Below are 19,843 nucleotides of genomic sequence, written 5' to 3' on the forward strand. Positions count from 1 at the left end.
CGCGGCCGCGCGCGTACGGGCGGATCATGTGTGCCGGTGGGAACGACACCGAAGCGGGTGGAGACGGTGGCATGAGCGAGCGGATCGGGGCGCGCGTCGGGCGGCGCGCCCGTGCCGGTGACCGGGGCCGGTGGCAGCACGACGGCGCGGCCGGGCGGGAGGCGGCGTGAGCGACCCCGGCTACGGCAACGGTGACCTGCCCGCCGTCTTCCCGGACTGGTCCCCCTACAAGGACCTGGAATCGGCTGCCCGGGCGTACCTGCGCGACCCGGACATCGCGCTGGAGGCGCTCGACGGCGTGCTGCGCGGCGCGTCCGTGCTCGGCTTCACGCTGGAGCGCTTCGTCAACGAGGTGAACGGGGTGTGGCAGGAGGTCGTCGTCTGCGACGGCAGCCGGCTGGTGCTCTGGCACGGCGAGGACGTCCCGCCGGGGGAGGGGCCGCCCGGCGCGATGACCTCCTCGCTGCGGGTGGTGCCGCTGTCGACGGTCACCGAGGTCGGCTGCCGGCGGCGGCTCATGCGCGCCGACAACGGCGCCGTACGGGTCGACAGCATCGACGTGTACCTGCTGCTCAGCTCGCTCGACGAGGCGCCGCCCAGCGACGAGGTGGTGGGCGCGCCCCGGCACGACGCGCTGCGTTTCGGCAAGACCCTCGACGACGGCGGCGCGGGGCAGATCGCCCGGCTGGAGGAGTTCGCCCGCCTGGTGGCCTCGGTCGTCGGGCGGCCGTTGCTCTAGGGCGGCCGTTGCTCTAGGGCGGACACACGACGGGCCGGGGACCACGTCCCCGGCCCGTCGTGTTCGTCTCCGCCTCAGTCCTCGGCCTCCGGGCCGGCCACCTCGACGCCGTCGCTGCCCCGCACCACGTGGATGCAGTCGCCCGGGCACTCCTTCGCCGAGTCGATCACCTCGAGGCGCAGGTGCTCCGGCACGTCCGCCCGGGCGCCCGGGGCCTGCCGCAGCTCGCCGTCCGGCCCCTTGACGTACGCCAGGCCGTCGACGTCGAACTCGAAGACCTCCGGCGCGTACTGCACGCAGAGCCCGTCGCCGGTGCAGAGGTCCTGATCAACCCAGACCTGCAACTGGTCGGTCGCGACGTCGGTCACGAAGCACCCCCCATGTTCTCCCGTCCCACACTCCGACGGTACCCGAACGCCCGTACCCGCCCCGCGACCAGCCCTTCGCGATCAAGCTTCGGTGACGAGCGCGTTGCTGTGGACCGAATCGGGCTCATAGCGGCTAGTGTTAGGTCAGAACGTTCAAGCCCCCCGGGGAGGTGGGACGTGGCACGCAGCGACGACGCGGACTCGCGCGCCGCACGGTGGGAAAAGGAAGCCCACGATCTCTCCACGCAGGTCGCGTTCCTGCAAGAGGAACTCGCTCTGGTGCGGCGGAAGTTGACCGAAAGCCCTCGACACGTCCGGCAGCTCGAAGAGCGGCTGGCGGCCACCCAGGCACAGTTGGCGCGGCTGACCGAGAACAACGAACGGCTCGTGGGCACCCTCAAGGAGGCTCGCGCGCAGATCGTGACGCTCAAGGAGGAGATCGACCGTCTTGCCCAGCCGCCTAGTGGCTACGGCGTCTTCCTGGCCAAGCACGACGACGGCACGGTGGACGTGTTCACCGGCGGGCGCAAGCTCCGGGTGGCCGTCTCGCCCTCGCTGGAGGTCGACGAGCTGAGCCGCGGCCAGGAGGTCCTGCTCAACGACGCGCTCAACATCGTCGACGCGTTCGGCTACGAGCGGGTCGGCGAGGTGGTGATGCTCAAGGAGATCCTGGCGGGCCCCGAGGGCGCTCCGGGTGACCGGGCGCTCGTGGTCTCGCACTCCGACGAGGAGCGGATCGTGCACCTCGCCGAGACGCTGATCGGCAGCGCGATCCGGGCCGGCGACTCGCTCATGATCGAGCCCCGCTCGGCGTACGCGTACGAGCGGATCCCGAAGAGCGAGGTCGAGGAGCTGGTCCTGGAGGAGGTGCCCGACGTCAACTACGAGGACATCGGTGGCCTCCAGGCGCAGATCGAGCAGATCCGCGACGCGGTGGAGCTGCCGTTCCTGCACTCGGACCTGTTCCGCGAGCACCAGCTCCGGCCGCCGAAGGGCATCCTGCTCTACGGCCCACCCGGCTGCGGCAAGACGCTCATCGCCAAGGCGGTGGCCAACTCGCTGGCCAAGAAGATCGCCGAGCGGGAGGGCAAGGACCGGCACACCAGCTTCTTCCTCAACATCAAGGGCCCCGAGCTGCTCAACAAGTACGTCGGCGAGACCGAGCGGCACATCCGGCTGATCTTCCAGCGGGCGCGGGAGAAGGCCGGCGAGGGCACCCCGGTGATCGTCTTCTTCGACGAGATGGACTCCGTGTTCCGTACCCGCGGCTCCGGCGTCTCCTCCGACGTGGAGAACACCATCGTCCCGCAGCTGCTCAGCGAGATCGACGGCGTCGAGGGCCTGGAGAACGTCATCGTCATCGGCGCCTCCAACCGGGAAGACATGATCGATCCGGCGATCCTGCGCCCCGGCCGGCTCGACGTGAAGATCAAGATCGAGCGGCCGGACGCCGAGGCGGCGAAGGACATCTTCTCCAAGTACATCCTCGCCGGCCTGCCGCTGCACGCCGACGACCTGGCCGAACACGGCGGCGACGCCCAGGCCACCGTCGCGGCGATGATCGACGCGGTGGTCCTGCGGATGTACTCCGAGACCGAGGAGAACCGCTTCCTCGAGGTCACCTACGCCAACGGCGACAAGGAAGTCCTCTACTTCAAGGACTTCAACTCCGGCGCGATGATCCAGAACATCGTCGACCGGGGCAAGAAGATGGCCATCAAGGAGTTCCTCGCCTCTGGACGCAAAGGACTGCGCCTTCAGCACCTGCTCGACGCCTGCGTCGACGAGTTCCGCGAGAACGAGGACCTGCCCAACACCACCAACCCCGACGACTGGGCCCGCATCTCCGGCAAGAAGGGCGAGCGGATCGTCTACATCCGGACGCTCGTCTCCGGCGGCAAGGGCACCGAGGCCGGACGGTCCATCGAGACCGCCAGCAACACTGGTCAGTACCTGTAGTCCGACCCTTCGACGGAGGCCCGCGGCGTACGCGCCGCGGGCCTCCGCGCGTACCCCGGGTGAGCCGCCACACCGGACCGGCGCTGCCGCGACGCCCCCTCGGCGCGTCACGCCGACTACGCTCGACATGACGGGGACCCCGACGGCGAGCGGAGCGGGTAGGTCGATGAGCGTCAGAAGGATCATGGGCACCGAGGTCGAGTACGGCATCTCCGTGCCCGGTCAGGCCGGAGCCAACCCGATGGTCACCTCCTCCCAGGTGGTCAACGCCTACGGGGCGCGGCCGGAACTCAACCGGGGCGGCCGGGCCCGTTGGGACTACGAGGAGGAGTCGCCACTGCGCGACGCCCGCGGATTCACCTACTCCGGCGCCGCGTACGACCCGGCCGAGGCGCTCGCCGACGAGGACCTCGGGCTCGCCAACGTCATACTCACCAACGGCGCCCGGCTCTACGTCGACCACGCGCACCCGGAGTACTCCACGCCCGAGGTGACGAACCCGCTGGACGTGGTGCGGTGGGACAAGGCGGGGGAGCGGGTGATGGCCGAGGCGGCCCGCCGGGCCGCGACCATCCCCGGCACCCACCCGATCCACCTCTACAAGAACAACACCGACAACAAGGGCGCCAGCTACGGCGCGCACGAGAACTACCTGATGCGCCGGCAGACGCCGTTCGCCGACATCGTGGCGTACCTGACGCCGTTCTTCGTCACCCGGCAGATCGTCTGTGGCGCCGGTCGGGTCGGCATCGGCCAGGACGGCGGCCAGAGCGGTTTCCAGATCTCCCAGCGTGCCGACTTCTTCGAGGTCGAGGTGGGGCTGGAGACGACGCTCAAGCGGCCCATCATCAACACCCGCGACGAGCCGCACGCCGACGCCGACAAGTACCGCCGGCTGCACGTCATCATCGGTGACGCCAACCTCTCCGAGATCTCCACGTTCCTCAAGGTCGGCACCACCTCGCTGATCCTCGCCATGATCGAGGAGAAGGCGCTCGGCGCGGACCTGGGCATCGCCGACCCGGTGGCCGAGCTGCGCGCGGTCAGCCACGACCCGTCGCTCAAGCACCTGATGCGGATGCGCGACGGCCGCAAGCTCACCGCGCTGGACGTGCAGTGGGCGTACCTGGAGCGGGTCGGCTCCTTCGTGGACGACCGCTACGGCCAGGACGTGGACGCGCAGACCGCCGACGTGCTGCGCCGCTGGGAGAGCGTGCTCGACCGGCTCGGCCGGGACGCGTTCGAGTGCGCCGACGAGCTGGACTGGGTGGCCAAGCTGCGGCTGCTGGAGGGCTACCGGGAGCGCGAGAAGCTCGGCTGGGGCTCGCACAAGCTGCAACTGGTCGACCTGCAGTACTCCGACGTGCGGCCGGAGAAGGGCCTCTACCACCGACTGGTGCAGCGCGGCTCGATGAAGACGCTGCTCACCGACGAGCAGACCCGCACCGCGATGACCGAGCCGCCGGAGGACACCCGGGCCTACTTCCGGGGCCGCTGCCTGGACCGGTACGCCTCCGAGGTGGTCGCCGCGAGCTGGGACTCGGTCATCTTCGACGTGGGCCGGGAGTCGCTGGTCCGGGTGCCGATGATGGAGCCCGAGCGGGGCACCCGCGCGCACGTCGGCGAGCTTTTCGACCGTTGCGCGAGCGCCAAGGATCTGCTGGAGACGCTCACCGGCGGGTGACCCCGGTGCCGGAAGGCCCGCCGGGTGCCGGAAACGGGCTCGCGGCGGGTCTTTCGTCGCTCCCGCGAGGTAAGTTGATCGCAGGCGATCGTGGAGGAGGCACCACCATGGCGACACAAGAGGGTGGGCAGACCCAGTCCGGCAAGTCCCGCGAGGAGGTCGAGGAGGTCACCGCGCAGGCCAACCCCGAGGTGGCCGAGCGGCACGCCGAGATCACCGAGGACGTGGACGACCTGCTCGACGAGATCGATTCCGTCCTGGAGGAGAACGCAGAGGAATTCGTGAGGGGATATGTGCAGAAGGGGGGTCAATGAGGCTTGTGTCCGATTTGCCGGAGGCGTCGGACAAGCTCTGCCCCCAGTGCCGCCAATCGCTGCCCGCGTCGGCGTTTCACCGTAATCGCCGTCGTCCGGACGGGCTGGCGTTCTACTGCAAGACATGTGCCGCTGCCCGCTCGGAGGCGAGCCGCCGCAAGCGCGGGATGGCCCCGCAGCGAAGGGCAGCGGTGCCGGTCGCGGACGGCCTCAAGTGGTGCCCCGACTGCGAGCAGATCAAGCCCGTCGACGACTTCCCGCGAACGACCAACGCCAGCGGCCGGCACAGCTACTGCAAACCGTGCCATGTGGCCCGCGGCAACGAGTCCAAGCGCGGCTCTACGGCGGCAATCGCGAGTACCACCTGCGTCGCCGCTACGGGGTCGGGGAGAAGGAGTTCCAGGAGCTCCTGGCCGAGCAGGGCGGCGTGTGCGCGATCTGCCGGCGCCCCGATCCGGAACATCTGGACCACGATCATCGCACCGGATGGGTGCGCGGGATACTCTGCTTCAACTGCAACGGTGGTCTTGGCCAGTTCAAGGACAACGCCGACGTCCTGGCCAGGGCGATCACGTACCTGAGAGGAACCACGTGGCAGCGGGTTTTGATCCATCCGGGCGTCTTCCAGATGTGTTCACCAACGCGGGGACGTCCTCCTTCACAGCGTTCCTGAGCAGGGTGGCCCCCGAGATGCTGCCCGGCCGCCGGCCACTGCCGCCCGGCATGGCCGCCGACCTGGCGCCCCACGCGACCACCATCGTCGCCATCTCGGCCGCCGGCGGCGTGGTCATGGCCGGCGACCGGCGGGCCACGATGGGCAACCTGATCGCCCAGCGCGACATCGAGAAGGTGCACCCGGCCGACGCGTACTCGCTGGTCGGCATCGCGGGCACCGCCGGCATCGGCATCGAGCTGATGCGACTGTTCCAGGTGGAGCTGGAGCACTACGAGAAGATCGAGGGCGCGATGCTCTCGCTCGACGGCAAGGCCAACCGGCTCGCCTCGATGATCCGCGGCAACCTGGGCGCGGCCATGCAGGGCCTCGCCGTGGTCCCGCTGTTCGCCGGTTTCGACCTGGCCGCCAGCGACCCGGCGCGGGCCGGGCGGATCTTCAGCTTCGACGTGACCGGCGGCCCGTACGAGGAGACCGGCTACGACGCCATCGGCTCCGGTTCGCTGTTCGCCAAGTCCGCGCTGAAGAAGCGGTTCCGGACCGGCCTGTCGGTCGAGGACGCGACGCGGCTGGCGGTCGAGGCGCTCTACGACGCGGCGGACGACGACACCGCCACCGGCGGCCCCGACCTGACCCGGCGGATCTACCCGGTCGTGATGACCGCTACCGCCGAGGGCACCCACCGGCTCACCGCCGCCGAGACGGCGGCGATCGCGGAGAGCGTGGTGTCCGGCCGGATGGAGAACCCCGGCGGCTGAGCCCGCTCCCACCGTCCACCGAGTCAGCAGTCCCGCAGAAGGAGAACCGCCGCCGTGGCCATGCAGTTCTACGCCTCGCCCGAGCAGATCATGCGCGACCGCTCCGAGCTGGCCCGCAAGGGCATCGCCCGGGGCCGCAGCGCGGTGGTCCTGAGCTACGACGGCGGGGTGCTCTTCGTCGCCGAGAACCTGTCCAGCACGCTGCACAAGGTCAGCGAGATCTACGACCGGATCGGCTTCGCCGCGGTCGGCCGGTACAACGAGTTCGAGAACCTCCGCCGCGCGGGCGTGCGGATGGCCGACCTCAACGGGCTCAGCTACGACCGGCGGGACGTGACCGGCCTGGCGCTGGCGAACGCGTACGCGCAGACGCTCGGCGCCATCTTCACCGAGCAGTCGAAGCCGTTCGAGGTGGAGATCTGCGTGGCCGAGGTGGGCGCCTCGCCCGAGGACGACGCCCTCTACCGGGTCACCTACGACGGCTCGGTGAACGACGAGCCGGGCCGGATGGCGATGGGAGGCCAGGCCGAGGCGATCAGCGGGGTGCTGAAGAACGAGCACCGGCCGGAGATGTCGCTGTCCGAGGCGGTGCGTGCCGCCATGAAGGCGCTGAGCAGCGTCGGCGGCGAGGGCGGTGCGGCCCGCACCATCGCGGCGAACCAGCTCGAGGTGGCGGTGCTGGACCGGCGCCGGGTGGGGCGTACGTTCCGGCGGATCACCGGCGCGGCGCTGACCGCGCTGCTGGAGGGTGACGCCGAGGGGGACATCGCGCCGGCGCCGGGCCGGGCGAAGACCCCGACGGTGCCGACGGAGGAGGCGGGGAAGCCGACCACGTCGGCGGGTTCGGCCGATCTGGAGGGCAACGCGGAGGACAAGCCCGCCGAGTGACATGCGCTTGCGGACCCCGCCACCTCGCCGAGGTGGCGGGGTCTTTCGCGTACGGAGACCGCCACCTCGCCGCTCCGCGCGGGGCAGATCGCAAGCGGCGAACGCCGGCGGTGCCCATCTGGGGCTCCGGGCGGCTAATGTCTCATCATGGAGCGGCGAATCTTCGGCCTCGAAACCGAGTACGGCGTCACCTGCACCTATCGCGGGCAACGCAGACTGTCCCCCGACGAGGTCGCGCGGTACCTGTTCCGGCGGGTGGTGTCGTGGGGCCGGTCGAGCAACGTGTTCCTGCGCAACGGCGCCCGCCTCTATCTGGACGTGGGCTCGCACCCGGAGTACGCGACTCCGGAGTGCGACTCGGTGACCGACCTGGTGGCGCACGACCGGGCCGGAGAACGGATCCTGGAAGGGCTGCTCGTCGACGCGGAGAAGCGGCTGCACGACGAGGGCATCGCGGGCGAGATCTACCTGTTCAAGAACAACACCGACTCGGCCGGCAACTCGTACGGCTGCCACGAGAACTACCTGGTGTCCCGGCACGGCGAGTTCGGCCGGCTGGCCGACGTGCTCATCCCGTTCCTGGTCACCCGGCAGTTGATCTGCGGCGCGGGCAAGGTGCTGCAGACGCCGCGCGGCGCGGTCTACTGCCTGTCCCAGCGGGCCGAGCACATCTGGGAGGGCGTCTCGTCGGCGACCACCCGCAGCCGGCCGATCATCAACACCCGGGACGAGCCGCACGCGGACGCCGAGCGCTACCGCCGGCTGCACGTGATCGTCGGCGACTCGAACATGAACGAGGTCACCACGCTGCTGAAGGTCGGCACCGCCGACATCGTGCTGCGGATGATCGAGGCCGGCGTGGTGATGCGCGACCTGACGCTGGAGAACCCGATCCGGGCGATCCGCGAGGTGTCGCACGACATCACGGGGCGGCGCAAGGTGCGGCTGGCCTCCGGCAAGGAGGTCTCGGCGCTGGAGATCCAGCAGGAATACCTCTCCAAGGCGACGGAGTTCGTGGAGCGCCGGGGCGGGGACCAGACCGCGAAGCGGGTGGTCGACCTGTGGGGCCGGGTGCTGCGGGCGGTCGAGATCGGCGACCTGGACCCGGTGGCCCGGGAGATCGACTGGGTCACCAAGCTGAAGCTGATCGAGCGTTACCAGCGCAAGCACGACCTGCCGCTGTCGCACCCGCGGGTGGCGCAGATGGATCTGGCCTACCACGACCTGCGGCGCGGTCGCGGCCTGTACGGGCTGCTGGAGCGCCGCCGCGAGGTGGACCGGGTGGCCACGGACCCGGAGATCTTCGAGGCGAAGGAGACGCCGCCGCAGACCACCCGGGCGCGGCTGCGCGGCGAGTTCATCCGGCACGCCCAGGAGAAGCGGCGGGACTTCACCGTGGACTGGGTGCACCTGAAGCTGAACGACCAGGCGCAGCGCACGGTGCTGTGCAAGGATCCGTTCCGGGCCTACGACGAGCGGGTGGAACGGCTGATCGCGAGCATGTGATCGTCACGGGCGGCCGGTGCCCGGCACCGGCCGCCCGTTCACCGGTACGCTGGCGTCGCGATGAACACTTCCGAATCCGCCGGCGGGTCCGGCCGCGAGACGTCCTCGGGCCGTGACGGCGCCGAGAAGCTCAACTGGATCGACCGCCGCCGGGAGAAGATCCGCGCCGAGGTCGACCGCAACAGGCGCGGCGACTACACCGTGCCGACCTGGGTGCTGGCGGCGGCGCTGGTGCTGATCGTCGGCGGCTGGCTGGCGTTGATCCTGCTGCTCGGCTGAGGTCGGGGCGGCTCAGTTGTAGGGCATCCGGGGGAACCAGCCGAAGCCGAACATGGCCGGGACCCGGATGTCCCAGTAGATGACGGTGAAGACGCCGAGCGCGACGAGCAGCGCTCCGGTGACGGTGGCGGCGCGGCGGGGGTCGGCCATCCAGGCGAGGAAGCGTCCCCGGCTGATCGCCACGGCGAGGGCGAACACGGCCGTGACGAGCAGGATGTTCCCGAGGGACTGCAGCGTGAACGCCAGCGCCCCGTAGAGCGGGTTGCCGGTGTCGACGGCCCAGTGGAACAGCTTGTTGAACATCGGGTAGGGGCGGCCGACGAGGAACCCGCCGACGATCGCGCCGATGGTGATCACCCGGGCGACGGGCCGGTGCGCGAAGATGTCCGGCACGAGCCTGAGCGCGGCGAGCCCGAGATAGGTGAGGGCGAGTCCGATGACGCCGAAGACGACCGACGACTGGATGAGGCGTACCGGGACGCCGCCGACGACCTCGGTGGACAGCTGGGGCAGGCGCTCGCCGAGCAGGACGCCGATGATGCCGTAGCTGGCCGAGACGACGACCATGCCGAGGGCGAGCCAGCCGACCGGACGCAGCAGGGCGCGCAGCGCGGGCCGGGTGCCGCCGGCGGGGTCGGCGCCGGAGGCCTGGCTCATCGGCCCGACCGAGGCCGCCACCGCGATGTTGCAGGCGGTGAAGGTGCCGGCGAAGCCGGAGACGAAGGCGAAGAGCATCCCGCCGACGGCGCCGGTGATGGCGGTCCCCTTGGCGTCGTGGCCGAGCACGGTGTTGGCGACGTTGTCGCCGATGACCTTGTCGACGAACTCGAAGGACCACAGGACGGCCAGCAGCACGCCGGCTGCCGCGCTGATCAGGGCGAATCGGAGGGGATGCGGCGGGCGGTCAGTGGAGATTCCGGCGTCGGGGGTCGCGTTCGGGAACTGTCGCAGTGCCATGGGAGTCGCCTCCTAAACGGCGGCCAGCCGCGTTTTCCGCGCGGCTGCCTGGTGCGACGGCGGTGACGGGGTGACCGGAGTCGATTTCCCGGACAGTATGGGAGGCCGCGTGGGGCCCCGGTTCTTCAATCGTGCTGACCTGTCCCGGCGCTGATCCCCGCGGCGTTCCGCATGTTCAGCCGAGCAGGCGGGCCGCGTGGCGGCCGGCCGCGGCCGCGGCCAGGAAGTAGGCGTGGTCGGCGTCCAGGCCCCGGCCCATCGTCGACAGGCCGACCGGGCCGGCCCGCAGGGCCGCGTCGAGGCCGTCGGCGGGCACGGTGACGATCGTGTGCCGGTCGGCCAGCGGCGCCAGCGCCGTGGCGACCTCCGCCGCCAGGGTGGGATGGAGTCCGTCCGGCACCACCAGCTCCGCGCGGGCCAGCGCGACCCGGCCGTACGCGGTGAGGCTGTGATGGGAGACGCCCCGGTGTCGGAGCCGGGCGTCGGCGTCGGAGATGCGCAGCGATCCGACCGGGCGCCCGCCCAGCGTGGCGACCGCGTTCACCGCTTCGCCGACGGCCACCCCGGAGAAGCCCCAGCGGGTGCCGGTACCGAGGTTGCCGGGGCCCTGGGCGACGATCGTCAGGTCCGCGCCGAGCACGTGCCGCGCGGCGAGCAGGCCGCTGTGCAGGGTGCTGGCCTCCAGGTCGCCGCCGAACGCCTGACCCACGCTCACCGTGCCGGTGAGGTGCCCGGCCAGGCCGGCCAGGGTCCGGGAGAACCAGGCCGGCAGCGCGCCGCCGTCGGTCAGCACGTACGCCACCCGCGCGTCCGGGGCGTCGGCGTGTACCCCGGCGAGGATCGCCGGCAGCGCGGAGTGCAGGTCGGCGGTGACCACCGGCATGCCGTCGACGGTGTCGGCGGCGGCCAGGGTGTCGTGGTGCGGTGAGGCCTCCTCGTCCACGCCGAGCAGGATCGGTTGCAGCGGCGTGTAGCGGGCCTTGACCAGGTGCCCGGCGTCGCGGCTGTCGCCGGCCTGCGGCGGGTCCGGGGGCAGCCGGTCGGGCAGCGCCACGACCAGCGCGTAGCCGCCGGTGCCGAGGCCCATCAGCAGCGCCCCGGCGTTCAGCAGCACCCGGTCGCCGGGCTCCGGCTCGCCGACCAGGGCCGGGTAGGCCAGGGCGCGCATCCGTCCACCGTCGGGCAGCTCGACGTCGAGTTCGACGGCGCCGGTCCACCGCCGCCGTACCGCAGTGACCGTGCCGGACCGCCATCGCACCATGCGGTGCACGGTATCGGCCGGCGCCGGGCGGTTACCCGGGCGGGTCAGGTGTCCTGGTCGACAGGGCGCCCCGCCTCGTCCTGGGTGGTGCGGGCGGGCCGGTCGGCCGAGCGGGACCGGGTGGGGTCGAGAAAGACGTACGCGATCTCCGGGAAGTGCCCGGTGAGCCGGCGTTCGGCCTCGTCGGCGGCGGCCTCGATGTCGGCGCCGGTGGCGTCGTCGCGGAAGTCGACCTTGGCGGCGACGAGGATGTCGTCGGGGCCGAGGAACATGGTCATCAGCGTGTCGACCCGGTCCACCGTCGGCACGTCCGCCAGCTCCCGTTCGATGCGCCGGTGCAGCCGGTCGGACACCGAGCGCCCGACCAGCAGCGAGATGTTGCTGCGGGCCAGGATCGCGGCGACCACCAGCAGCAGCACGCCGATGAGGATGGAGGCGACGCCGTCGTACAGCTCGTCGCCGGTCAGGTGCGACAGGGTGAGCCCGCCGGCGGCGATCAGCAGGCCGATCAGCGCGGCGCTGTCCTCCAGGAAGACCGCCTTCACCGTGGTGTCGGCGGTCAGGCGCAGGTAGCGGCGCGAGGTGGTGCCCCAGCGACGGGACTCGCCGCGCACCTGCCGGACCGCCCGGGCAAGCGACACCGACTCGATGGCGAAGGAGACCGCCAGCACCACGTACGAGACCACGTACTCGCCGCTGTGCTCGTGCACCAGGATGGTGGTGACGCCGTGCGTGACGGCGAAGCCCGCCCCGGCCACGAAGGTGAACAGCGCGGCGAGGAACGCCCACACGTAGCTCTCCTTGCCGTACCCGAAGGGGTGCCGGGTGTCGGCCGGCCGCGCGCCGCGGCGCAGCGCCAGGTAGAGCAGCACCTCGGTGGTGGTGTCGGCCAGCGAGTGGACGGCCTCGGAGAGCATCGCCGCGGAGCCGGAGATCAGGCCCGCGACCAGCTTCGCGACCGCGATGGCGAGGTTCGCCGCGCCCGCCACCACGACAGTGCCGACGCTCTCGGTCTTGACCTCCGGCTCCGCCATGCGCTCACCCTATGACCGGTCGATGTCCGCCGCCGGGTGGAAGACCCCCGCGCCGCGCCGCGCGGGTGCCCGCGCCGGACACGCGGGCTGCTAGCGTTTGCACGTGTCCCGGACCCGTACCGAACGCCTGGTCAACCTGGTGATCTGCCTGCTGTCGACGCGACGCTTCCTGACCGCCGCGCAGATCGCCGCGACCGTGCCCGGCTACGAGCACGACCCGGACGACGCCAAGGACCACGAGGCGTTCCAGCGCAAGTTCGAGCGCGACAAGGCCGAGCTGCGTGAGCTGGGCGTGCCGCTGGAGACCGGCACGGCGAGCGTCTTCGACGCCGAGCCCGGCTACCGGATCGCGCCGCGCGCCTACGCGTTGCCCGACATCCCGCTCGAACCGGACGAGGCCGCCGCGGTGGGCATCGCCGCCCGCCTGTGGCAGCACGCCGGGCTGGCCGCCGCCGCGTCGTCCGGGCTGGCGAAGCTGCGCGCCGCCGGCATCGACGTGGATCCGCAGGCCACGCTGGGCCTGGAGCCGATGGTCACCGTCGACCCGGCGTTCGCGCCGCTCACCGCCGCCGCACGGGACCGGCGCGAGGTCAGCTTCGACTACCGCGTGCCGGACCGGGACGCGCCCACCCGTCGCCGGGTGCAGCCGTGGGGCGTGGTCTGCTGGCGCGGCCGGTGGTACGTCGTCGGCCACGACCTGGACCGCGCGGCGACCCGCTGCTTCCGGCTGTCCCGGGTGGTCGGCGCGGTCCGGGCGACGGGCGAGCCGGGGGCCTACGCGCCGCCCGCCGGGGTCGACCTGATCAGCCACGTGGCGCGCTGGTCCGGGCCGGTGGAGCACACCGGCCGGGCCACGGTGCTGGCCACGCCGGGCCGCGTGGCCGGGTTGCGCCGCTGGGCGGTGGAGTGCCAGGCCGGTCCGGACGGCGACCGGCTGGTGCTGCCGTACGCCGACGCCGACTACCTGGCCGGCCAGATCGTCGGGTACGGCCCGGACGTGCGCGTGCTGGAGCCACCGGAGGTGCGGGAGGCGGTCATCCAGCGGCTCAAGGAGGTGGCCGCCCGGCACGACGAGCTGGCGGTCGCCGGGGGTGCCCGGTGACCCGCCCGGCGGGCCGCCCGGGCCGCGCCTCCGCCGACCGGCTGGCCCGGCTGCTCAACCTGGTGCCCTACCTGCTGGCCCGCCCCGGGATCGAGATCGCCGAGGCGGCGCACGACCTCGGGGTGACCGAGAAGCAGCTCCGGGAGGATCTGGAGCTGCTGTGGGTGTGCGGGCTGCCCGGCTACGGCCCCGGTGACCTGATCGACATGGCGTTCGACGGCGACCGGGTCACCATCACCTACGACGCCGGGATCGACCGCCCGCTGCGGCTCACCCCGGACGAGGCCCTGGCGCTGGTGGTGGCGTTGCGGATGCTGGCCGAGACGCCCGGCGTGGCCAACCGGGAGGCGGTCGAGCGGGCACTCGCCAAGATCGAGAGCGCCGCCGGTGACCTGGCCGGTGCGCCGGTCGAGGTCCGCCTGCCCGGCGACACCGCCCGGGTACGCGAGCTGCGCGCCGCCGTCGAGCGCGGCCGGGCGCTGCGGATCACCTACTACACGGCGGCCCGGGACGAGACCACCGAACGCACCATCGACCCGCTGCGGATGCTGATGGTCGGCGGCCGGGCGTACGTGGAGGCGTGGTGCCGCCGCGCCGAGGCGGTGCGGCTGTTCCGGGCCGACCGGATCGACGCGGTGACCGAGCTGCCGGAGCAGGCGGTGGTGCCGCCGCAGGCCCGCCCGCACGACCTCAGCGACGGCGTGTTCCGCCCGTCGGCCGACCTGCCGCTGATCACGCTGCGGATCGGCCGGGGCGAGCGGTGGATCACCGAATATTATCCGTGCGAGCGGGTCGAGGCCGACGGCGAGCAGTGGCTGGTGTCTCTGCGCGTCACCGACCTCGGGTGGGCCCGGCGATTCGTGCTCGGGCTGGGCCCGGAGGTCACTGTGGTGGCCCCGGCCGAGCTGGCCGACCAGGTACGCGCCCAGGCCGTGGCCGCGCTCGACGCGTACGCCACCCCGGCCGGCAGCGCCGACCCGGCGGCGGTCGGCGGCACCCGATAGGCTGACCGCCGTGGTGATGTGGATCGTGCTCGGTGTCGTGGTGTTCGCGCTGGTCGTACTGGCCCTGGCGATCCGTCCGGTGGTGAGCCGGCTGCCCGGGCTGCGCCGTTCCGCGCTGGCGTTGCAACGCCGGGCGGCCGAGGCGGAGTCGCTGCGTGCCGCCGCCGAGCAGGTGCAGGCGCGGGCCGAGTCGCTCCAGGAGCGGGCGGCCGTCGCGCAGGAGCGGATCGAGCTGATCAAGGCCAGACGCGGCGACTGATCGACGCCCGTCGGCCGGTTGAGCGCCGTTTGCGCATTCCTGGGCGGTTCCGCGCAGAAATGCGCGGTGCCGGATGGTTGACGGGACAGTCCAGGTTGGCCGAAACTTCACCGACCGGGCCCGCACGAGCAGGCCCGCGGGGGTGGCAAGGCGCTGCTACGCACGTACGATGGGCGACGACCTACCCCTCACTACTACACAGAGCGACTGGAGCTTCCCATGGGTGCCCTCAAGCCGTGGCACATCGCCGTACTCGTGGTCGTGCTGATCCTGCTGTTCGGCGCGAAGCGGCTCCCCGACGCGGCCCGCTCGCTGGGTCGTTCGCTGCGGATCATCAAGGCTGAGACCAAGAGCCTGCACGACGACGACGACCGCGATCTCGCCGAGAAGGCCGACGCGCAGGCCGGCTACCAGCCGCTCCAGCCCCAGCAGCCGGTCCAGGGGCAGCCGTACGTGCAGCAGCCGTACGCCCAGCAGCAGCCGTACGCCCCGCAGCAGCAGCCCGTCGCCCCGCCGGCCGACCCGGTGCAGCGCGTCCGCGAGAACTGATCCGAGAGGCCTCAACCACCGTGGCCTTCGGGTTGAAGAAGCGCGGACCGAGCGACTTCGCGCGGGCCGCCGACGGCTCGATGACGCTCATGGAGCACATCCGTGAGCTGCGTAACCGGCTGTTCCGGGCGTCGCTGGCGATCCTGGTCGGCTTCGGCTTCGGCATCTGGCTGGCCACGCCGGTCCGGGTGCTGCTGTCGAAGCCCTACTGCGACCTGCCGCAGTCGACCGATCCGGAAACCGGCAAGTGCCTGTTCGTGCAGCTCGGCGTCGCCGACGTCTTTCTGCTGAATCTGAAGATCGGTCTCTGGGTCGGTCTGATCATCGCGGCGCCGGTCTGGCTCTACCAGCTCTGGGCGTTCATTGCGCCCGGCCTGCACCGGCACGAGCGGCGCTACGCGTACGTCTTCACCGCGCTCGCGGCCCCGCTCTTCGCAGCCGGCGCGGTGCTGGCGTTCTTCGTCACCACCAAGGGTCTGGAGTTCCTGCTCAACGTCTCCGGCGACGACATCGCGACCAACCTCGAGGTGACCCGCTACATCTCGTTCGTCACGAACCTGATCCTGCTGTTCGGGGTGGCGTTCGAGTTCCCGCTGATCGTGCTGATGCTCAACTTCGCCGGCCTGGCCAGCGCCAAACGGCTGCTCAGCTGGTGGCGGATCGCGGTCTTCGTGTTCTTCGCGTTCTCCGCGGTGGTCACGCCGACACCCGACCCGTTCGGCATGACGGCGCTGGCGATCTGCCTCTGCGCGCTCTACTTCGCCGCGGTGGGGGTGGCGTTCCTCAACGACAGGCGGCGCGGTCGCGGGCGTGAGGTCTACGCCGGCATCGCGGACGACGAGGTGTCACCGCTGGACCTGTCGAACGAGCCGGTGCCGACCGGTGCCCGGATCGAGGCGTCCGAGCCGATCGGAGCACCGGAGCCGATCGTCGCGCCGAAGCCGATCGAGCGCCGCTACGACGACATGACCTGATCCGACCCGCTCATCTCCGGACGCCGTCCCCGCCGCACGGGGGCGGCGTCCGCGTCTCCGCAGCCGCCCGTCCCGCGTCGACCTCGGAGTTGGTGCCCTCGGCCCACCCTGCGGCGATCTTGGACTTTGTGCCCCTCGAATGCCGGATATCCGCACTGTGCCCGGGCCGAAACCGCAAGATCGCCGTCGGGCGGGGTTGGGGCGGGGACGGTGGGTCAGGTTAGGCGGCGGGCTGCTCTGGGGGCTCTTCACAACTTGGGGTGTAGTTGGGGACCGAAATGCGCCGGGGGCCCGTCAGTGATCGGCGCCGGCTCGATGCTGGCGGCGGCGCGTGATGCCGGATGGGGGGCCGTCGGCGATGATGTCGGCGTGGAGTATGTGTCCAGGGTGCCCGGTCCGCCGCTGGACGGGCTGATCGACGACCTCTACTACTTGGAGGGCGCCCCGCCGTACTCCCGGTTGATGCTGCCGGCGGCGCCTGCGCCATTGCTCATCGTCAACCTCGGGGCGCCGTTTCTCATCCGCGCAGGCACCGACGTAGAAGCCGTGGAGTACGCCGACGGCTGCGCGGTCACCACGCCCACCCGCGCGTGGGAGTTCAGCTACCCAACCCCGACCCGGTCCGTCGGCGTCCACTTCAAGCCGTGGGGGCTGGCACCGTTCCTTCCGATGCCCGCGGCCGAGCTGTGCGACCGACCGGCGACGGTCGAGCAGATCTGGGGCCAGCCCGCTATCGCTGAGTTGCGACGCCGACTGACCTTGGCAGACGCACCGCACAAGATGCTGATGTTGCTCGAAGAGGAACTGGTGCGACGGCTGCGGGCGATCGACGGTCTTGACGTGGTCCGCCAAGTGAGCAGCGCCATCGCGGCGACAGGCGGGACAGTGCCAATCAGCGACATCGGTGTGGCGGCCCGCGCCAGCAGCACGTACTTGGCGAAGCGGTTCAAGACCGTCGTCGGTGTCACGCCGAAACGGCTGGCTCGCAGCTACCGCTTCACCTCCACCGTGTTGGCGATCGACGTCGCTGCACCGATCGACTGGGGAGACGTTGCCGCCGACGCGGGCTACTTCGACCAGGCCCACTTCGTGCGCGAGTTCCGGGAGTTCACCGGTCTCACGCCGACCAGGTACGTCGAAGTCCGGCGGCGATTCCTGCGCGACCATCCTGGCCACGCACTGGGCGGCTGGCCGCTGCCAGCCGATTGATTTCGTACAAGAGCGACAGCTCACGCCGCACAAGACTGGGGACTCCCAACAGAGGAGGAATCCATGGGCAAAGTGGTCATGAACGCGTCGGTTTCGGTGGATGGTTTCATCGCAGCTGAGAACGACGATCCCGGTCCGATATTCGAGTGGCTGGTCAGCGGTGACGTGCCGTTGGACGACGGTGGCGTTCTGAAGGTGTCGCAGGCGTCCTACGACCACATCCGGCCGTACTGGGACGAGATCGGTGTGACGATCGCCGGCCGTCACGTCTTTGACATCACAGACGGCTGGGATGGGACGCCTCCGAGTGGGATCGACCATGTGGTCGTCGTGAGTCGCCGTGGTGCGCCCGAGGGCTGGGACCCTCAGGCGCCCTTCCACTTTGTCGACGGCATCGAGGCAGCCGTGGCCAAGGCGCGAGAGCTTGCGGGTGACCGCACTGTCGAGGTGGCCGCCGGCGACGTCGGCGGCCAGATGCTCGCCGCAGGTTTGGTCGACGAGGTACGCATGGACGTCGCACCCGTCGTGCTCGGCTCCGGCAAGCGCTACTTCGGGTCCGTCGACGCGCAGCACCTGCTGGAAGGCCCAGACGTAGTTGTTCAGGGCAACCGGGTGCTTCACCTGCGCTATCGGGTGCGCCGATGACCGATCTGAGTGGGTACGCGAAGAAGTCCGCTGCGGCGGTGATGGCACCGGTCCCGCCCGGCTGCTCGACATGGTCGAGGGCCGCTCCAACCAGACGTTCAAGTCCTGGCTCGCCGACCGCGACGAGGCCTGGCGCGACGCCGTGGACGTGGTCGCGATGGACGGCTTCACCGGCTTCAAGACCGCCACCGCCGAAGAGCTCCCCGACGTGACCGTGGTCATGGACCCCTTCCACGTCGTGCGCCTGGCCGGCGATGCGCTGGACCGGTGCCGCCGCCGGGTCCAGTTGGCGATCCACGGCCACCGCGGCATGAAGAACGACCCGCTCTACTCCGCGCGCAGGACCCTGCACACAGGTGCCGGGCTGCTCACCGACGAGCAGGCCGCTCGGCTCACCGCGCTGTTCGCCGACGACGCGCATGTCGAAGTCGAGGCGACCTGGGGCATCTACCAGCGAATGATCGCCGCCTACCGACACGAGGACCGGCGCCGTGGCCGCGAGCTGATGGTCAAGCTGATCGACACGATCAGCACCGGTGTCCCGAACGCACTGGTCGAGGTCACCACGCTCGGCCGCACGTTGAAGAAGCGCGCAGCCGACGTGCTGGCCTACTTCGACCGGCCCGGAACCAGCAACGGCCCCACCGAGGCGATCAACGGCCGGCTCGAGCACCTGCGCGGTTCCGCACTCGGGTTCCGCAGCCTCACGAACTACATCGCCAGATCGCTGCTGGAGACCGGAGGCTTCAGGCCGCGACTACACCCTCGATCGTGAAGAGCCGCTTTGGGGGCCGGCGGGGGACCGCGTCGGGGTGCAGGATCGCGGCTATCGCCTCGGCGCCGTCGACCAGGCGCGGGCCGGCGCGCACGATCAGGCCGTCCGCGTCCAGCGCCCACACCTGCGCGTCCGGGAAGTGAGCGGCCACCGCGGCGGCCTGCTCGGCGGCGCCGTCGAGACGGAACCCGCACGGCGCGACCAGCACCACCTCGGGGCGGGCGGCCCGTAGCGCCTCCCAGGTGGTCGGCGCGGACCGGGCGCCGCGATGGGTGGCCACCGGCTCGCCGCCGGCGACGTCGACCAGGTCGGGGATCCAGTGCCCGGCGCCGAACGGCGGGTCCACCCACTCGACCACAGCGACCCGGGGCCGGGGCCGGTCCGCCACCGCCGCGCCGACCGCCGCGAGCCGGGCCCGCAAGCCGTCGACGAGGGCCTCCGCGCGCTCCGGCACCCGGGCCGCCGCGCCCACCGCCCGGATCGACTCCAGCACGTCGTCCAGTGTGTACGGGTCGAGCGACAGCACGTCCGCCCGGCACCCCAGGTGCTCCACGGCGTCGGCGACCCGGCCCGAGGGCAACGCGCAGACGCGGCACAGATCCTGGGTGAGGATCAGGTCCGGATCCAGTCCGGCCAGCGCCCCGGCGTGCAGCGTGTAGAGGTCGGCGCCGGCCGCTACCTGCGCCCGGACGTACGCGTCGATGTCGCCGGGACTCATGCCGCGCGTGTCCCGGCCACCGACGACCACAGTGGTGCCCGACCGGTACGACGCGGGCACCTCGCACTCGAACGTGACACCGACCAGGTCGTCGCCGAGGCCGAGCGCGTACACGATCTCGGTGGCGGAGGGGAGCAGGGAGACCAGCCGCATGCCGCCATCATGCCCGCACGCCCCACAGCTGGCCC

Annotated in this window: 21 protein-coding genes and 1 pseudogene; 17 read left to right on the top strand and 5 right to left on the bottom strand. The window is 71.4% G+C overall.

The window, feature by feature from the left end; translation table 11 throughout:
* Window positions 1-166: 166 nt before the first annotated feature.
* Complete coding sequence (locus ACFYO8_RS25205) at window positions 167-739, top strand: hypothetical protein (RefSeq protein ID WP_354871999.1); 573 nt, start codon at window positions 167-169, stop codon at window positions 737-739.
* 74 nt (window positions 740-813) lie between these two features.
* Here ACFYO8_RS25205 and ACFYO8_RS25210 read toward each other — a convergent pair whose 3' ends face one another.
* Window positions 814-1,107, bottom strand: a complete 294-nt coding sequence (locus tag ACFYO8_RS25210; RefSeq protein ID WP_357711263.1) for a ferredoxin — start codon at window positions 1,105-1,107, stop codon at window positions 814-816.
* A 177-nt stretch (window positions 1,108-1,284) separates the two neighbouring features.
* On the opposite strand from ACFYO8_RS25210, the gene arc reads away from it, so the two are divergent.
* The 8 genes from arc (at window position 1,285) to ACFYO8_RS25250 (ending at window position 9,168) form a co-directional block, all read left to right on the top strand.
* Complete coding sequence (arc, locus tag ACFYO8_RS25215) at window positions 1,285-3,066, top strand: proteasome ATPase (protein ID WP_387189390.1); 1,782 nt, start codon at window positions 1,285-1,287, stop codon at window positions 3,064-3,066.
* Window positions 3,067-3,232: 166 nt separating this feature from the next.
* A complete protein-coding gene (gene dop, locus ACFYO8_RS25220) occupies window positions 3,233-4,750 on the top strand; it encodes a depupylase/deamidase Dop (RefSeq protein WP_354872007.1) in 1,518 nt (505 codons plus the stop codon).
* Between the two features lie 107 nt (window positions 4,751-4,857).
* Window positions 4,858-5,064 carry a ubiquitin-like protein Pup gene (locus ACFYO8_RS25225; protein ID WP_135239959.1) on the top strand — a complete coding sequence of 69 codons (207 nt, stop codon included), beginning with the start codon at window positions 4,858-4,860 and terminating at the stop codon, window positions 5,062-5,064.
* A 124-nt stretch (window positions 5,065-5,188) separates the two neighbouring features.
* Complete coding sequence (locus ACFYO8_RS25230) at window positions 5,189-5,737, top strand: endonuclease VII domain-containing protein (RefSeq protein WP_354872010.1); 549 nt, start codon at window positions 5,189-5,191, stop codon at window positions 5,735-5,737.
* Window positions 5,656-6,495, top strand: a complete 840-nt coding sequence (gene prcB / locus ACFYO8_RS25235; RefSeq protein ID WP_354872012.1) for a proteasome subunit beta — start codon at window positions 5,656-5,658, stop codon at window positions 6,493-6,495. Before ACFYO8_RS25230 ends, prcB begins: the two co-directional genes overlap by 82 nt.
* A 54-nt stretch (window positions 6,496-6,549) precedes the next feature.
* Window positions 6,550-7,383: a proteasome subunit alpha gene (gene prcA / locus ACFYO8_RS25240; protein ID WP_387188985.1), complete on the top strand. Its 834-nt coding sequence runs from the start codon at window positions 6,550-6,552 to the stop codon at window positions 7,381-7,383.
* Window positions 7,384-7,530: 147 nt separating this feature from the next.
* Window positions 7,531-8,889, top strand: a complete 1,359-nt coding sequence (gene pafA / locus ACFYO8_RS25245; RefSeq protein ID WP_354872014.1) for a Pup--protein ligase — start codon at window positions 7,531-7,533, stop codon at window positions 8,887-8,889.
* Between the two features lie 60 nt (window positions 8,890-8,949).
* Window positions 8,950-9,168 (top strand): hypothetical protein, encoded by a 219-nt coding sequence (locus ACFYO8_RS25250; protein ID WP_354872016.1) that lies wholly within the window; start codon window positions 8,950-8,952, stop codon window positions 9,166-9,168.
* Between the two features lie 12 nt (window positions 9,169-9,180).
* On the opposite strand, the gene ACFYO8_RS25255 is transcribed toward ACFYO8_RS25250, so the two are convergent.
* The 3 genes from ACFYO8_RS25255 to ACFYO8_RS25265 all read right to left on the bottom strand — a co-directional run bounded on the left by ACFYO8_RS25255 (window position 9,181) and on the right by ACFYO8_RS25265 (window position 12,420).
* On the bottom strand, window positions 9,181-10,125 hold the full coding sequence (locus ACFYO8_RS25255) for a hypothetical protein (RefSeq protein WP_354872018.1): 945 nt from the start codon (window positions 10,123-10,125) through the stop codon (window positions 9,181-9,183).
* Window positions 10,126-10,300: 175 nt separating this feature from the next.
* The gene (locus ACFYO8_RS25260) at window positions 10,301-11,386 is read right to left on the bottom strand and encodes a DUF3866 family protein (RefSeq protein WP_387257609.1); all 1,086 of its coding nucleotides are present in this window, start codon (window positions 11,384-11,386) and stop codon (window positions 10,301-10,303) included.
* 44 nt (window positions 11,387-11,430) lie between these two features.
* Window positions 11,431-12,420 (bottom strand): cation diffusion facilitator family transporter, encoded by a 990-nt coding sequence (locus ACFYO8_RS25265; RefSeq protein ID WP_354872022.1) that lies wholly within the window; start codon window positions 12,418-12,420, stop codon window positions 11,431-11,433.
* Between the two features lie 103 nt (window positions 12,421-12,523).
* On the opposite strand from ACFYO8_RS25265, the gene ACFYO8_RS25270 reads away from it, so the two are divergent.
* The 8 genes and pseudogenes from ACFYO8_RS25270 to ACFYO8_RS25305 all read left to right on the top strand — a co-directional run.
* Complete coding sequence (locus tag ACFYO8_RS25270; protein ID WP_354872024.1) at window positions 12,524-13,522, top strand: WYL domain-containing protein; 999 nt, start codon at window positions 12,524-12,526, stop codon at window positions 13,520-13,522.
* Complete coding sequence (locus ACFYO8_RS25275) at window positions 13,519-14,526, top strand: YafY family protein (RefSeq protein ID WP_354872026.1); 1,008 nt, start codon at window positions 13,519-13,521, stop codon at window positions 14,524-14,526. Before ACFYO8_RS25270 ends, ACFYO8_RS25275 begins: the two co-directional genes overlap by 4 nt.
* A gap of 16 nt (window positions 14,527-14,542) precedes the next feature.
* Window positions 14,543-14,785 carry a hypothetical protein gene (locus ACFYO8_RS25280; RefSeq protein WP_387188992.1) on the top strand — a complete coding sequence of 81 codons (243 nt, stop codon included), beginning with the start codon at window positions 14,543-14,545 and terminating at the stop codon, window positions 14,783-14,785.
* A 219-nt stretch (window positions 14,786-15,004) separates the two neighbouring features.
* Window positions 15,005-15,334 carry a Sec-independent protein translocase subunit TatA gene (gene tatA, locus ACFYO8_RS25285; RefSeq protein ID WP_354872032.1) on the top strand — a complete coding sequence of 110 codons (330 nt, stop codon included), beginning with the start codon at window positions 15,005-15,007 and terminating at the stop codon, window positions 15,332-15,334.
* 20 nt (window positions 15,335-15,354) lie between these two features.
* Complete coding sequence (gene tatC, locus ACFYO8_RS25290) at window positions 15,355-16,308, top strand: twin-arginine translocase subunit TatC (RefSeq protein WP_387189380.1); 954 nt, start codon at window positions 15,355-15,357, stop codon at window positions 16,306-16,308.
* Between the two features lie 297 nt (window positions 16,309-16,605).
* Window positions 16,606-17,517 (top strand): helix-turn-helix domain-containing protein, encoded by a 912-nt coding sequence (locus ACFYO8_RS25295; protein WP_387189378.1) that lies wholly within the window; start codon window positions 16,606-16,608, stop codon window positions 17,515-17,517.
* A gap of 63 nt (window positions 17,518-17,580) precedes the next feature.
* Window positions 17,581-18,162 (top strand): dihydrofolate reductase family protein, encoded by a 582-nt coding sequence (locus tag ACFYO8_RS25300; RefSeq protein WP_387189376.1) that lies wholly within the window; start codon window positions 17,581-17,583, stop codon window positions 18,160-18,162.
* Between the two features lie 40 nt (window positions 18,163-18,202).
* Window positions 18,203-18,937: pseudogene (locus ACFYO8_RS25305) on the top strand (ISL3 family transposase); the annotation flags it as partial.
* Here ACFYO8_RS25305 and ACFYO8_RS25310 read toward each other — a convergent pair.
* A complete protein-coding gene (locus ACFYO8_RS25310; RefSeq protein ID WP_387189374.1) occupies window positions 18,909-19,808 on the bottom strand; it encodes an ABC transporter substrate-binding protein in 900 nt (299 codons plus the stop codon). The pseudogene ACFYO8_RS25305 and the gene ACFYO8_RS25310 sit on opposite strands and share 29 nt — an antisense overlap.
* Between the last annotated feature and the right edge of the window lie 35 nt (window positions 19,809-19,843).

The organism is Micromonospora sp. NPDC005257, assembly GCF_042872445.1.
In the GTDB taxonomy this organism is placed as follows: Bacteria; Actinomycetota; Actinomycetes; order Mycobacteriales; family Micromonosporaceae; genus Micromonospora.